Origin of the sequence: Paraconexibacter algicola, from assembly GCF_003044185.1 — a bacterium.
Classification (GTDB): Bacteria; Actinomycetota; Thermoleophilia; order Solirubrobacterales; family Solirubrobacteraceae; genus Paraconexibacter; species Paraconexibacter algicola.
In genome coordinates this window covers 1,983,897-1,997,677 of sequence record NZ_PYYB01000001.1, presented here as the reverse complement: position 1 = coordinate 1,997,677, position 13,781 = coordinate 1,983,897, and the positions used below count along the sequence as shown (strand labels likewise).

Below are 13,781 nucleotides of genomic sequence, written 5' to 3'. Positions count from 1 at the left end.
CGCGGGGACCCGCGGGGCACGCTCGGCGTTGCCTGCGTCCGTGACAACCCGTACGATCCCGCGCGGCAGGGGAAACCCGGGCAGGGAGGAACCCGAGGTGACGACAGTCATCGACGACGCGACGATCGAGGTCCAGGACACGAGGAAGCACGCCCACGCGGACACCCCCGCGCGGTCGAACATCTTCGAGATCCCGGTCGACCTCGCCGAGCCCGCCGACCTGCTGCGCCGGATCACCGGCTGGGTCGGGGACGGGCAGGGCCCTCGTCGCGTCATGTACGTCAACGCGCACGTCCTGAACCAGTCGCACGCGATCCCGGCCCTGCGCCGGGCGCTCGAGTCGAGCGACCTCGTGTACTGCGACGGGTACGGCGTCCGCCTCGCCGCGAAGGCGATGGACACCGAGATCCCGCACCGCATGACCGGCGCGGACTGGGTCTGGGGCCTCGCGTCGCTGTGCGAGTCCGCCGGCCAGTCGATCTACCTCCTGGGCAGCGAGCCGGGCGTCGCCGCCGAGGCGACCCGTCGCCTGCGCCGCTGGTACCCGGGGCTGAACGTCGTCGGCACGCACCACGGGTACTTCGAGCCCGGCTCCGCGCACGACGAGCGCGTCGTCGAGGACATCAACGCCAAGCGTCCCGACATCGTGCTCGTCGGCATGGGCTCCCCCAAGCAGGAGCTGTGGGTCGAGCGCAACGCGCACCTGCTCGACACCGACGTGGTGTGGACGGTCGGCGCGCTGTTCGACTACGTGTCCGGGCGCGTGCCGCGCGCCCCGGCGTGGTTGGCGGACAATGGGCTGGAATGGATCTTCCGACTGGCGATCGAGCCGCAGCGGATGTGGCGCCGCTACCTGCTGGGCAACCCGCAGTTCGTGGGCCGCGTGATGGCGCAGGCCCGCAGCCGCCACGACCACCGTTGAGCCGCCGCCGCTGGGCGTCGCCCGCGGCCGCGCTGCTCGCCGGTCTCGGGGCGCTCAACCTCGCCGACGCCGCGGGCGTCGTCGGGCGCGGCGCGGTGCCCGACCTCGCCCGCGCCGGGTTCGCGGCGGTCGTCCTGTTCGGGATCTGCGGCTTCGGGATCACGCGCCTGTTCCTGCCCGCGGGCCTGCGGTCACGCGAGTGGCTGTGGGTGCTGCCGGTCGGGGCGTGCGTGTGCGCGCTGGTCATGACCGTCCTGGGGTTCGCGTACGTGCCGTTCGAGCTGAACCTCGCGCTGACGCTCGCGGGCGGCGCGGTGCTCGCGGTCGTCGCGGTCCGGCGCGTGCCCGGGGGCGTGCTCGGCTCCGGCGGGGTGCCCGCGCTGCGGCGGGCGGGCTGGCCGTTCTACGTCGCGCTGCTGCTGGCGTGCGTCGCGCTGATCCCGCTGTTCCGGGCGGGCTTCGCGACCGTCGGCGGCGAGGGGCAGGACGCGCACCTGGCGGTCGGCAGCGCGATCTTCCTGCAGCACCACTATCCGACCGCGGAGGCGATCGAGGAGCCGGTCGACCGGATGCCGCTGGTGTGGCGCTCCAAGCAGCCGATCTACTACGCCCTGGGCGCGACCGCGACGCTCGCGGGCCTCGAGGTCTTCCAGACGATCTCGACGCTCGCCGCCGTCCTGCTCGCGCTCAGCGCGCTGGGCTTCTACCTGTTCACCCGTGAGGTGCTGCAGGCACCGCGCTGGGTCGGGCTCGTGGCGATGGGGCTCGTCGGGCTCGACCGCATGGTCCTCCACACGATCATGCACCCGTACTTCAACCAGACGTGGGGCTTCTTCGCGATGCCGTTCGCGTTCGTCCTCGCCTGGTGGGTCGTGAAGGAGCGCACGCGCGGCGGCGTCGGGCTGCTCGTCGCCTTCACCGCCGTGCTCGCGTTCGCGTACCCGCTCGCGCTGCCGATCCCGATGATCCCGATCCTCATCCTGCTGTGGCCCGAGCGCCGCCGGGTGCGCCCGTGGCTGCGCGGGCTGTGGCGCGGGCCGCGGTCGCTGCTGTGGATGGTGCCGGTCGGGTTCGTGGCGCTCGTGCCGATCCGCGGCGTCGTCGAGAAGGGCGCCTCCGCCTACAACGTCGTCTTCAACCCCACGCGCACGCTGCGCAACTGGGGCGGCGACCTGACCGGCTACTTCCCCGAGCCGTGGTTCCTGGGCATGGACGAGTGGTGGTTCTTCGTCGCGATGATCCCGGTCCTCGGCTCCGGGATCTGGTTCGCGGTGCGCGAGCTGCCCCGCGGCCTGCGCAACGGGCTGCTCGGCGTCATCGCGTTCGCGATCGTGTTCGGGATCTGGTTCCGCATCCGCGAGTTCGGGTTCTACTTCCACTTCAAGACGCTCGCGTTCATCGCGCCGATCGCGCTCGTGCTCGCGATCGCCGGGCTGGCCCGGGCGCGGGCCGCGTGGGTCGGGCCGACCGCCGCCGTCGTGCTGCTGCTCAGCGCGTTCGGGTCGGCCAATGACGAGCTCGCGCGCACGTTCGACCAGCTGCCCAAGCACGTCCTGGCGCTGCGGTCGATCGACGACGCGCTGCCGCCCGGACGGTCGATCCGGCTGGACGTCGACCCGCAGGAGCAGAACTGGGTCGCGTTCATGTTGCACGGGCAGCCGCTGTGCTCGCAGCGACCGCTGCTGAACACGTCCTATCCGCACGTGCCGATCTCGCGGCGGGCGGACTTCATCCTCACGAAGAACGACGCGCCCCGCCCCGCGGACGCGCTCGGCGCGCCGGTGCGCCGGCTCGACGCGTTCACGCTGTGGCGGGCGCGACCCGGCCTGCCCGGCCCGTCGCGCTGCTCGCAGAAGATGGTCCAGACCATCGAGCGCGTGACGACGTAGGGTCTGCCGGATGTACGCCGCGGCCGGGCACGTGACCGTCGACATCCTGCCGGGCGGCGCCCGGCGGGCGGGCGGGACCGTGCTCTACGGTGCCCTGGCCGCGACGTTGCGCGGGGAGGCCGCGCACGTGCTGACCGCCGGCGCCGACGACCTCGCGGCGCTGCTGCCGCGCGTCGACGGCGTCACGTTCGAGCGCGACGAGGCCGACGCGACGTCGACCTTCCGCAACCGCGGCACCGACCGCGAGCGGGTGCAGGAGCTGCTCGGCTGGGGCGGCATGGTCGCGCCCCGGTCGACGCCGGTGACGACGCGCGTCCTGCACCTCGGCCCGGTGGCACGCGAGCTCGCGCCCGACTGGCTCGACGAGGCCGAGCAGGACGTCGTCGTGGTCCTCACGCCGCAGGGGCTCGTGCGCGGGTGGCCCGACGCCCCCACCGGCACCGGGCCCGTGCACCACGAGCCGATCGACCCGTCGTGGGCGCGCGCCCTGCGCCGGCGCGTGATCGTCGTCGTCAACGCGGGCGAGCTCGAGTGGATGCGCGACCTCGGCGACCGCGCCGTCGCGGTGGGCGGCGCGCTGGTGGTGACCGACGGGCCACGGGACGCCACCGTGCGCACCCGCGCGGGCACCGTGTCCGTGCCGGCCTCCCCCGTGGAGCTGGCCGACGACACCGGTGCCGGCGACGTGTTCGCGACCGTCATCGGTCTCGAGCTCGCGGCGGGCGCGCGCCTGCCGGCCGCCGTCGCGGCGGCGCACGCCGCGGTCGGCGACCTGCTCGGCCGCATCCACGAGCTCCTCCCGGTGGACGCCCCGACCCCGTAGCGTGCCGGGACATGCAGCAGCGCGTGTCCCTGATCACCCTCGGCGTGCCGTCGCTCCCCGACGCGGTCGGGTTCTACGAGCGGCTCGGCTGGACCGTCGCCAACGACTGGCGCGCCCAGGACGTCGCGTTCGTGCAGTGCGGCGGCATGGCGGTCGCGCTGTGGTCGCGCGCCGCGCTCGCCGCAGACTCGTGCGTGACGGACGGCGGCGGCTGGGGCGGCGTCACGCTCGCGTACAACGTGCGGTCACCGCAGGAGGTCGACGCCGTGCTCGAGGAGGCGCGGACCGTCGGGGCGACCGTGCGCCGCGCCGGGGCGCCGACGCCGTGGGGCGGCTACTCCGGCGTCTTCCTCGACGTCGCCGGCCACCCGTGGGAGGTCGCGCACAACCCGTTCTGGACGCTCGACGAGGACGGCGCGGTCACGATCTGAGCGGCGGTCGGTCGCCCGGCCGCCGTGACCGGGGCGGTGCGGGGTCCCTGTCGGGCGGGCGCGCGGGACCGTCAGGCGTCGGCGAGCGCGGCGGCCGCGTCGGGCAGGAGGGCCTCGATCGCGTCGGACCGCTCGCAGGCGTGGAGCGCCAGCGCGAGCGACCCGACCACGGGCGGCGTCTGGACCCGGCGGATCTCGGCGCCCGGGAGCCGCTGGGCGACGACCTCGGCGAACCGGGCGGTGAGCGCGCCACCGGCCTTCCAGGTCGAGCCGGTCAGCCCGATCGGCAGGACGGCGTCGGCCCCGAGCTCCAGCGCGTCGGCGATCGCGACGACGTGGTCGGCGAGCGCCTCCCCGCCACGGGCGAGCAGCGCGGTCGCCGCGGCGTCGCCCTGCGCGGCCGCCCGCGAGACGATCGGGGCGAGCGCGGCGACGCGGGTCTTGCCGGCCCCGTCGGCGTAGAGCCCGATCACCGCGTCCGCGGCGGACGCGGCGCCCGTCTCCTCGCACAGCAGCGTTCCGAGGAGCGTCGGGGCGTCCCGCCCGTCGTAGGCGCGGATCGCGGCGCCGACCGCCTCGCGGCCGAGCCAGTGCCCGGAGCCCTCGTCCCCGAAGACGTGCCCCCAGCCACCGGCGCGACGGGCGCGGTGCTCGCCGTCGACCCCCAGGGCGTTGGAGCCGGTCCCGGAGATCACCGCGATGGCGGGCTCGCCGGCCGCGACGGCCGCCCAGGCGGCGACGACGTCGTTGACGAAGACGGCCGACGGCAGCGCCCGGACGACCGCCTCCCCGAGCGTGGCGGCGTCGGTGCCCGCACCCGCGACGAGCACCGCGCGGACGTCCTCCCGGTCCCCGGTGGCCTCCCCGACCGCCTCCGTGATCGCGGCGACGGCGTCGTCGAGGCCGATCGCGTCGGGGTTCGCCGGTCCGGACCGGCCGGTCGTGACCGCGCCGGTGGCGAGGTCGAGCGCGGCGGCGAGCGTCTTGGTGCCCCCGGCGTCGACCCCGACGACCAGCCCGTCCTGCGGGCCCGACGTGGCACGGCGGGTGATCGCGGCGGGCAGGTCGATCACGACGGTCACCCGCCGGACCCTACCCACCGCACCCGGCGCGCTAGCGCGCGCGGCGTTCCCGGCCCCCGGCGCCCGCCCACCCCGGGCTTGCCCCCGGCCCCCCGGCCCCCCGGCGGGGTGAACGGACATTTCCAGCCCCGGGAGGGGCGGGAGATGGACAGCTCGGCGGCCTCGAGGGCGATCACGGGCAACGACGGCCCGAGGCTGTCCATCTTCCGCCCCCCTGAGGGCTGGAAATGTCCGTTCACGCCCTCCGGGACCGGCCTTGGCCGGGCCCGCCCCGTGGTGGCCGGGGACCTCAGCCCAGGGGATCGCGGGTGAACGTCGCCACGGTGCCGTCCGGGCGGCCGACGAGCGCCTCGTCGGCGACCCCGAGGAACAGGCCGTGGTCCATGACGCCCGGCGTGGTGAGCAGCTGCGTGTGCAGCAGCGGCAGCGAGGCGTCCCCGGGGATCTCCGCGTCCAGCAGCAGGTGTCCCTCCTCCGTGACGAACGGGTTGCCGTCGTCCTCGAGGCGCAGCTGCGGGTCGCCGACGAGCAGCGCCAGGCGCCGCTGCGTCGCCTGCGCGCCGAAGCGGGCGATCTCGACCGGCAGCCGGCGGGTCTCCCCCAGCCGCGAGACGAGCTTCGGCTGCTCGGCGACCACGACGAACCGCCGGGCGGCACTCAGCACGAGCCGCTCGCGCAGCAGCGCGCCGCCACCGCCCTTCAGCAGGTCCAGGCCGGTGGTCAGCTCGTCGGTGCCGTCGATCGCCAGCGCGAGGTCGCTGCCCGCCATCAGCGGCAGCGCGACGATGCCCGCGGCCTCGGCGGCCCGCTCCGTCGCCGCCGACGCGCAGACCGCCGTGAGCGTGCCGGTCGCGTCCCCGAGACGGGTCGCGATCGCGTCCACAGCGGCCCAGACGGCCCGCCCGGACCCCAGTCCCAGGGCCATGCCGGGCTCGACGAGCTGCGCGACCTCCTGCGCCGCGGCGCGGCGGGCGGTCGTGTCGGGGTCGGAGTTGGGACACTCATGGTCCATGGGGGAGCTCCTGCGCTACCGCTATCTGTTCGAGCAGCTCGTCCGTCGCGAGCTGCGTCAGAAGTATCAGGGCAGCGTGCTCGGCATCGCCTGGTACTTCGTGAACCCGCTCGTGCTGATGGGCGCCTACTACCTGATGTTCGGGGTCGTGTTCACGCTGGCCGAGCACGACGACTACCCGCTGTTCCTCATGGTCGGCCTCGTCGTGTGGATGTTCTTCAGCCAGGCCCTGCTCTCCAGCGCGCCCGCCCTGCTGGACCAGGGCGCGCTGATCCGCAAGGCGCCGTTCCCGCGCGAGACGATCCCCGGGGCCGTCGTCACCGTGCAGATGGTGACGTTCACGATCGTCCTGGCGCTCGTCGGGGTCGTGACGATCGCCGTCCGCGGCACGCTGGACCCCGCGATCCTGCTGCTGCCCGTGATCCTCGTCGCGCTGTACGCGTTCGTCCTCGGCCTCGCGCTCGCGGTCAGCGTCCTGCACACGTACTTCCGGGACGTCGCGCCGATCCTCAGCGCGGTCCTGCTGCCGTGGTTCTTCCTCTCCCCGATCTTCTTCGAGCCCGAGGACATCACCGACCAGGCGGCCGCGAAGTTCGCGATGGCGTGGGTGAACCCGGTCGCGCCGTTCATCGAGGCGGTCCGCGACGTGCTCTACGACGGGACCGTCCCGAGCGCCGCGGTGCTCCTGTACGTGCTCGTCGCGGCGACGCTCGCGCTGCTGATCGGCCGGGCGATCTTCCGCGGCATGCAGCGCGAGCTGGCGGTGATCGTGTGAGCGCCGCGACCGTCGCCCGGGGCGAGATCCTCCTCGAGGACGCGTCGCGCGCCTTCAGCGTGCGCGCCGATCGCGGCGGCACGCTGAAGGAGCTCGTGCTGCGCCGCCGGGCTGCGACGCCGCACGGGCCGGGCGCGATCCAGGCGCTCGACGGCGTCACCCTGCGGATCGCGCCCGGCGAGACGGTCGGGATCGTCGGCCGCAACGGGGCCGGCAAGTCCTCGACGCTGAAGGTCCTCGCCGGGATCGTGCCGCTCGACCGCGGGCGGGTCGCGCTCGGCGGCCAGGTCGTGACCCTGCTGGAGCTCGCCGCCGGCTTCGGGCGCGACTTCAGCGGCCGCGAGAACATCCTGCTCGGCGGCGCGCTGCACGGCCTCACGAAGGAGCAGATCGAGGCGCGGATGGACGACATCATCGCCTTCAGCGAGCTCGGCGACTTCATCGACGTGCCGGTGAAGACCTACTCCTCCGGCATGTACGTGCGGCTCGGGTTCGCGATCGCCGCGCACCTGGACGCCGACATCCTGCTCATCGACGAGGTCCTCGCGGTCGGCGACGAGGCGTTCCAGCGCAAGTGCGAGGAGCGGATCGCCGCCCAGGTCGCGGCGGGCGCGACGCTCGTCCTCGTCTCCCACGACGCCGCGCTCGTCGAGCGCACGTGCGCGCGGGTCGTGGTGCTCGACGGGGGCAAGGTCGCGTTCGACGGCCCGTGCCTGGAGGGCATGCCGTTCTACCATCGGATGATGGGGACCTCCTGATGCGGCCCGAGGACGCCCTGGACGCCGCGCGCACCGCGGCCGCCGCCGCCCGGGAGCGCGGCGCCTACGCGGACGCGCTGGAGGGCTTCGCGATCGAGCCGACGGACCGCGTGTCGACCGAGACGCTGATGGAGTGGGCGGTGATCGAGCCCGACGAGACGCTGATGCGCTCGACCCGTCGCCTGGGCGCCCCGATCACGTGGCTGAAGCGGCTGCTGCTGCGCGGCCTGCAGCAGCACTTCAACGAGCTGACCTCGCAGGAGAGCCGCTTCCACCTGCACCTGCTCGTCCACCTCGCCGAGCTCGAGGACCGGGTGCGCACGCTCGAGGAGGAGAACGCGCGGCTGCGGGGCGCGTCCTCGTGATCGTCCACCAGGTCCTGAGCGGCGCCGGACCGCACGACGCGGTCACGACGCAGGCGCGCGAGTTCCGCACGCTGTTCCGCTCGTGGGGGTGGTCCGGGGACATCTTCGCCGGGCACATCGACCCGCGGATCGCCTCCGAGGTGCGGCCGCTGCGCGCGCTCGGCACGCCGACGCCGGACGCCCTGCTGCTCGTGCACTACTCCGCGTACGCCCCGCGGCTGCGCCGCGTGCTGGACCTGCCCAACCGCACGCTCCTGCTCTCCCACAACGTCACCCCGGCCCGCTGGTTCTGGGACTACGAGCCGACCGTGGCGATCCACTGCCAGCTCGGCCGCGCGCAGCTGCCGGAGTACGCGGCCCGCGCCGACGTCGTCGCGGGCGTGTCGCCGTACAACGCCGCCGAGCTCGGCAGCGACGTCGTCGTGCCGATCCTGTTCGACCCCGGGACGCTCGGCACCCCGGCGCCGGACGCGGGGCGCCGACCGCACGAGCTGCTGTTCGTCGGGCGGCTCGCCCCGCACAAGCGGCAGGACGAGCTGATCCGCCTGGTCGCGCTGCTGCGCCGCCACCGGCTGCCGGACGCGACGCTGCGCCTCGTCGGGGAGCCGCTGAACCCGAACTACCGTGCCGCGCTCGCCGGTCTCGCGGACCAGCTCGCGCCCGGCGCGGTGACGATCGAGTCGTCGCTCACGGCGGACGAGCTCGCCACGCGGTACGCGTCCGCCGGGGCGTTCGTCTGCCTCTCCGAGCACGAGGGCTTCTGCATCCCGCTGCTCGAGGCGTTCCACTTCGGCGCCCCGGTGGTCGCCCGGCCGGTCGGCGGCATCCCGTCCGTGGCCGGCGACGCGGCGCTGCTCGTCGAGGACCGCGACCTGGCCGTCGTCGCCGAGCTCGTCGCCCTGGCCCTCGAGAACCGCGAGCTGTCCGACGAGCTCGTCCGCCGCGGCGCCGCGCGCGTCGGCGCCTTCGACCACGAGCACACCGCGGTCGCGCTCCGCGCGGCGATCGAGCGGACCGCCGCCGCCCGCTGAGCCGCCCCGCCCCGCCGCGCCCCGCCCCGCCGCGGTGAACGGACATTTCCAGCCCTCATGGGGACAGGAGATGGACAGCCTGCGACGCCTCCGGGCGATCGCCCCGTCGCGCTGTCCATCTTCCGCCCCTCCGGGGGCTGGAAATGTCCGTTCACCGCCCCCGCAGGGTGGCGGGTGGGGCCGGGGGGCGCTCAGGGGGTCGGCGCCTGCAGCGCGGCGGCGAACGCCCGGTAGGCGGGCTTGGGCTCCAGCTCGCGGTCCAGCAGCGTCGCGTCGCCGAAGCCCGGCTGCGTCTCCGGGATCCACGAGAACCGGTCGGTGAAGCCCCACACCGTGATGCCCTTGCAGCGGTCGACGCGCCGGCAGGCGCGCACGACCTGCGCGTAGATGTCCGCCTGGCGGGCCCGGGCGGTGTCGTCGGCGGGCAGCTGAAGCGCCACGTCCAGCTCGGTCACGCGCACGTCGAGGCCGAGGTCGGAGAAGCGACGCAGGTTCTCCTCGAAGCCCTTCGGAACGCCGTCGAGGTTGAAGTGCGCCTGGAACCCGACGCCGTCCAGGGGCGCGCCCGCCGCCTTGAGCGCCTTCGCGAACGCGTAGAAGCGGTCGCTCTTGGCGCTGATGCCGTCCGCGGCGATCTCGTTCCAGTAGAGCTTCGCGTCCGGGTCCGCCTCGCGCGCCCAGCGCAGCACCCGGGCGGGGAAGTCGGGGCCGAGCGTGTCGGACCAGAGGGACCTGCGGTAGCCGGAGCCGTCGTCGGCGGTCAGCTCGTTGAGGACGTCCCACTCGAACACGCGTCCCCGGTACCGGCCGACGGTCCGGCGCACGTGCTCGCGGACGATGCCGTCGAGCTGCTCGCGGGAGAAGCCGCCGTCCGTCAGCCACCGCGGGATCTGGTTGTGCCAGATCAGCGTGTGCCCGCGGACCGCCATGTCGTGCCGCCGCGCGAAGTCGACCGCGGCGTCGGCGTCGGTCCAGTTCAGCGTCCCGCGCTCCGGCTCGATCGCGTCCCACTTCATCGCGTTCTCGGGCGTCAGCGTCGAGAACTCGCGCGCGAGCTCCTCGCGGTAGCCGGCGTAGTTCTTCAGCGCCGGGCCGGGGACCGCGGTGCCGACGTCGCGCCCATCGCGTGCGGCGAGCTCGCGCAGCGGCACCGGCCCGTTGGGCTCCCCGCCGACGTTCGACTCGCGCACCAGCGCGGCGACCAGCAGCGCCCCGAGCAGGATCCCGCCGAGCAGCAGGACCGTGAGGACGCGCCGGCGGGTCAGAACGCGCCGCGGCGGCTCAGGACCGCGGGGATCGTCTTGACGAGGATCGTGAGGTCCAGCGACGGGGACCAGCGCTCGAGGTAGAGGAAGTCGAGGCGGACCAGGTCGTCGAAGTCCAGGTCGGAGCGGCCGGACACCTGCCACAGGCCGGTGATGCCGGGCAGCACGAGGTAGCGCTTGCGGTGCCAGTCCTCGAGGCGGTCGAAGTCCCGCTGGGGCAGCGGCCGCGGGCCGACGAGCGACATGTCGCCCTTCAGGACGTTGGCGAGCTGCGGCAGCTCGTCGAGGCTGAAGCGGCGTAGGACCTTGCCGACGGGCGTGATCCGCGGGTCGTCCTTGATCTTGAAGATCGCGCCGCTGGCCTCGTTGGCGTCCTCGAGCTCGGCCTGGACCTGGTCGGCGTCCCGGTACATCGTGCGGAACTTGAAGCACGCGAACGGCACGCCGCCGATCCCGGGTCGGATCGAGCGGTAGATGATCGGCCCGCGCGAGGTGAGCCGCACCGCGAGCGCGGCGACGAGCAGCACGGGCGAGAGCAGCAGCAGCATGACGCTGGCGACGAGCAGGTCGAACGAGCGCTTCAGCGCGAAGTCGACGCCCTCGAAGACCGGGGGCTTCAGCTCGAACAGCGGCACGGACTGGCCGGGCAGGAACTCGGCGCGGTGGATGAGGATCTCCATGGTCGACGGCGCGACGCGCACGCGGACGCCGCGCTGGTGGCAGCGGTCGACGAGGTCGACGGCCTGCGGCTGCGGGAAGTCGGGGTCGGCGATGATGACCTCGTCGATCCCGCCGCGGGCGAGGATGTCGGAGAGGTCCTCCAGCGAGCCGAGCGAGCGCAGCCCGTTGTCCGGCCGCGGGGTCAGGGAGATGAAGCCGACGAGGTGGATGCCGCCGGCGTCCCCCGCCTTCAGCGCGTGCGCGACCTGCTCGATGTGCTGGCCGGAGCCGACGAGCACCGCGCGGCGCTCGTAGCCGGCGGCCGACAGCAGGTAGCCGGTGATCCGCTCGTAGGCGAAGCGCAGCGTGCTGACGTACGCGACGGCGAACGCCAGCGAGCCGTAGAAGAGGTAGTAGGAGGAGAACGTCTCGCCGCTGACGACCGCGTAGATCAGCGAGACGACCATCACCTGGAACAGCGAGGCGACGATCCGGGTCAGGCCGGGGCGCACGCTGCGGTGCCCGTACATGTCCGAGCGGGCGAACAGCAGCGCGGTGACGAGGTAGGCGAACGACGCGTACTGCTTGGTCTGGTCGATGACCGTCGAGAACTCGAACGCGTCGCGCGCGAAGTACTTGATCATCAGCGCCGTGAAGATCGCGGCAAAGACCCCGAGGAGGTCGAGCAGCAGCAGCGACAGGACGCGACCGAGGCGGCGGGCGGTGTCGAGCCGCAGCAGGAACCGCAGGACCGGCGGGCGCTTGGCGCGGACGTCGCGCTCGGGCAGGGGAGGACCCGCGACCCCGTCGGTCGCGCTGCGCGGATCGGTTCCGCGCGCGGCATCGGGCGCCGGCTGCGTGCGCATCTCCCTACCGATAACGCCGCACCCTCGCAGAAGTAACGCGGTTGTGGATGCCCGGGATCATCCACCGGGGACCGGCGGACACGCCCGGATCAGCGGGCGTGACCGACGAGCGCGTCGCGGCCGGCCTGGTCCAGCGTGCGCTGCAGGCCCTCGCGCAGCGCCACCTTGGGCTCCCAGCCCAGCAGCTCCTTGGCGCGCGTGATGTCGGGGCGACGCTGCTTGGGGTCGTCGGTCGGCAGCGCCTCGAAGACGATGTCCGACGCCGAGCCGGTGACGTCCACGACGGCGTGGGCGAGCTCGAGCAGCGTGAACTCGTCGGGGTTGCCGATGTTGACCGGGAAGTGCTCGCCGCTCTCGGCCAGGCGGATCATCCCGTCGATCAGGTCGCTGACGAAGCAGAACGACCGCGTCTGGCTGCCGTCGCCGAACACGGTGATCGGGAGGTCCTGGAGCGCCTGGCGCATGAAGGTCGGGATCGCGCGGCCGTCGTGGGCGCGCATGCGGGCGCCGTAGGTGTTGAAGATCCGCATGATCGCCGTGTCCACGCCCTGCTGCTTGTGGTAGGCCATCGTGAGCGCCTCGGCGTACCGCTTGGCCTCGTCGTAGACGCCGCGCGGGCCGATCGGGTTGACGTGGCCCCAGTAGGACTCCTGCTGCGGGTGCACCTGCGGGTCGCCGTAGACCTCGGAGGTCGAGGCGATGAGGAAGCGGGCGCGGTGCTTCTTCGCCAGGCCCAGGGTGTGGTGCGTGCCGTGGGAGCCGACCTTGAGCGTGTGCAGCGGCAGCCGCAGGTAGTCGATCGGGGAGGCCGGGGAGGCGAGGTGGTACACGAAGTCGACCGGCTCGTCGACGAAGTAGGGCTCGATGATGTCGAGCTGCCGGAACTCGAACTCGGGCACCCGGATGTGCTCGATGTTGTGGAGCGAGCCGGTCTCGAGGTTGTCGACGCAGATCACCCGGTGCCCGCGACGGAGCAGCTCGTCGCACAGATGGGACCCCAGGAACCCGGCACCGCCGGTCACCAGACACGTAGCCATAGGGCGCGAAGGCTACTTCGCGCGGCGCCGCGCGGCCTTCAGCGCGGCCTTGGGCACGATCTCGACGACCGTGTAGGTGCGGCGATCCAGGCGCTCGTAGTAGCCCTGCGTCTCGAGGCGCTTCAGCACGACCGGGCACTTCTTGCACCGCGGGCCGTCCTTGCAGCACTTCTTCTTCGCGGTGATCTTCTTGCCGGGGGCGAGCGTCTTGGACATGAGGTTCAGGGCAAAGACCGACACGGGAGGTCGGGATTGCTTCGGGTAGCCTAACACGCCGTCGCCGGGCGCGTCCTCGTCCCCTCGGCCGCATACGATGTGGGCATGCCCGCCGCCCCCTTCGTCGCCAAGCTCAACGAGCAGGTCGCCTACGAGTTCGCCGCCTCGCAGCAGTACGTCGCGATCGCCGTGTACTACGACGGCGAGACGCTGCCCCGCCTCGCGTCGTTCTTCTACGCGCAGGCGCTCGAGGAGCGCAACCACGCGATGATGATGGTCCAGTACCTGCTCGACGCGGACGCCGAGGTCAGCATCCCCGCGGTCGCCGGTCCCCGCAACGGCTTCGGCGACATCGTCGAGCCGGTGCAGCTCGCGCTCGAGCAGGAGAAGCGCGTGACCGACCAGATCAACGGCCTGGCCGCCGCCGCGCGCGAGCACGGCGACTACGCCAGCGAGCAGTTCATGCAGTGGTTCATCAAGGAGCAGGTCGAGGAGGTCGCGTCGATGAACGACCTCCTCGCGATCGTCAAGCGCTGCATCGACGACCCGCTGCGCGCCGAGGAGTGGCTCGCCCGCGAGGCCGCGGGCGAGGAGGGCGGCGACGCCACCGCGCCCGCCGCGGCGGGCGGCGCGCTCTAGGAGCCACCTC

Annotated in this window: 15 protein-coding genes; 9 read left to right on the top strand and 6 right to left on the bottom strand. The window is 73.4% G+C overall.

Going from position 1 to position 13,781, the window contains the following annotated elements:
* Positions 1 to 97: 97 nt before the first annotated feature.
* Genes C7Y72_RS09450 through C7Y72_RS09435 form a run of 4 tightly spaced genes read left to right on the top strand, consistent with a single transcriptional unit; the run spans position 98 to position 4,065 of the window.
* Positions 98 to 922, top strand: a complete 825-nt coding sequence (locus tag C7Y72_RS09450) for a WecB/TagA/CpsF family glycosyltransferase (protein ID WP_107568503.1) — start codon at positions 98 to 100, stop codon at positions 920 to 922.
* Entirely contained in the window at positions 919 to 2,811 is a 1,893-nt protein-coding gene (locus C7Y72_RS09445) for a hypothetical protein (RefSeq protein WP_107568502.1), read from the top strand. The genes C7Y72_RS09450 and C7Y72_RS09445 overlap by 4 nt, the downstream gene beginning before the upstream one ends.
* A gap of 10 nt (positions 2,812 to 2,821) precedes the next feature.
* A complete protein-coding gene (locus C7Y72_RS09440; RefSeq protein ID WP_107568501.1) occupies positions 2,822 to 3,634 on the top strand; it encodes a PfkB family carbohydrate kinase in 813 nt (270 codons plus the stop codon).
* 11 nt (positions 3,635 to 3,645) lie between these two features.
* Positions 3,646 to 4,065: a VOC family protein gene (locus tag C7Y72_RS09435; protein ID WP_107568500.1), complete on the top strand. Its 420-nt coding sequence runs from the start codon at positions 3,646 to 3,648 to the stop codon at positions 4,063 to 4,065.
* A 71-nt stretch (positions 4,066 to 4,136) separates the two neighbouring features.
* Here the strand turns inward: C7Y72_RS09435 and C7Y72_RS09430 are convergent, their stop codons facing one another.
* Positions 4,137 to 5,147 carry an N-acetylglucosamine kinase gene (locus C7Y72_RS09430; RefSeq protein WP_158276754.1) on the bottom strand — a complete coding sequence of 337 codons (1,011 nt, stop codon included), beginning with the start codon at positions 5,145 to 5,147 and terminating at the stop codon, positions 4,137 to 4,139.
* A 289-nt stretch (positions 5,148 to 5,436) separates the two neighbouring features.
* Entirely contained in the window at positions 5,437 to 6,159 is a 723-nt protein-coding gene (rpiA, locus tag C7Y72_RS09425) for a ribose 5-phosphate isomerase A (RefSeq protein ID WP_107569732.1), read from the bottom strand.
* Here rpiA and C7Y72_RS09420 point away from each other — a divergent pair.
* From C7Y72_RS09420 to C7Y72_RS09405, 4 genes are read left to right on the top strand one after another with little or no spacing between them, the layout of a single operon-like run.
* The gene (locus C7Y72_RS09420; RefSeq protein ID WP_158276753.1) at positions 6,158 to 6,934 is read left to right on the top strand and encodes an ABC transporter permease; all 777 of its coding nucleotides are present in this window, start codon (positions 6,158 to 6,160) and stop codon (positions 6,932 to 6,934) included. The two genes, rpiA and C7Y72_RS09420, sit on opposite strands and share 2 nt — an antisense overlap.
* Positions 6,931 to 7,692, top strand: coding sequence for an ABC transporter ATP-binding protein (locus C7Y72_RS09415; protein WP_107568497.1), 762 nt, complete (start codon positions 6,931 to 6,933; stop codon positions 7,690 to 7,692). Before C7Y72_RS09420 ends, C7Y72_RS09415 begins: the two co-directional genes overlap by 4 nt.
* The gene (locus tag C7Y72_RS09410; RefSeq protein WP_107568496.1) at positions 7,692 to 8,057 is read left to right on the top strand and encodes a hypothetical protein; all 366 of its coding nucleotides are present in this window, start codon (positions 7,692 to 7,694) and stop codon (positions 8,055 to 8,057) included. The genes C7Y72_RS09415 and C7Y72_RS09410 overlap by 1 nt, the downstream gene beginning before the upstream one ends.
* Positions 8,054 to 9,088 carry a glycosyltransferase family 4 protein gene (locus tag C7Y72_RS09405; protein ID WP_107568495.1) on the top strand — a complete coding sequence of 345 codons (1,035 nt, stop codon included), beginning with the start codon at positions 8,054 to 8,056 and terminating at the stop codon, positions 9,086 to 9,088. Before C7Y72_RS09410 ends, C7Y72_RS09405 begins: the two co-directional genes overlap by 4 nt.
* 191 nt (positions 9,089 to 9,279) lie before the next feature.
* Here C7Y72_RS09405 and C7Y72_RS09400 read toward each other — a convergent pair whose 3' ends face one another.
* The 4 genes from C7Y72_RS09400 to C7Y72_RS09385 all read right to left on the bottom strand — a co-directional run bounded on the left by C7Y72_RS09400 (position 9,280) and on the right by C7Y72_RS09385 (position 13,132).
* On the bottom strand, positions 9,280 to 10,278 hold the full coding sequence (locus tag C7Y72_RS09400; RefSeq protein ID WP_158276752.1) for an endo-1,4-beta-xylanase: 999 nt from the start codon (positions 10,276 to 10,278) through the stop codon (positions 9,280 to 9,282).
* 71 nt (positions 10,279 to 10,349) lie between these two features.
* Positions 10,350 to 11,879: a sugar transferase gene (locus C7Y72_RS09395; RefSeq protein WP_107568493.1), complete on the bottom strand. Its 1,530-nt coding sequence runs from the start codon at positions 11,877 to 11,879 to the stop codon at positions 10,350 to 10,352.
* Positions 11,880 to 11,968: 89 nt separating this feature from the next.
* Positions 11,969 to 12,916, bottom strand: a complete 948-nt coding sequence (locus C7Y72_RS09390; RefSeq protein ID WP_107568492.1) for a UDP-glucuronic acid decarboxylase family protein — start codon at positions 12,914 to 12,916, stop codon at positions 11,969 to 11,971.
* A 12-nt stretch (positions 12,917 to 12,928) separates the two neighbouring features.
* Positions 12,929 to 13,132, bottom strand: coding sequence for a hypothetical protein (locus tag C7Y72_RS09385; RefSeq protein WP_107569731.1), 204 nt, complete (start codon positions 13,130 to 13,132; stop codon positions 12,929 to 12,931).
* Between the two features lie 105 nt (positions 13,133 to 13,237).
* Between C7Y72_RS09385 and C7Y72_RS09380 the strand changes: the two genes are divergently transcribed.
* Positions 13,238 to 13,771: a ferritin gene (locus C7Y72_RS09380; RefSeq protein WP_107568491.1), complete on the top strand. Its 534-nt coding sequence runs from the start codon at positions 13,238 to 13,240 to the stop codon at positions 13,769 to 13,771.
* The last annotated feature ends 10 nt before the right edge of the window (positions 13,772 to 13,781 follow it).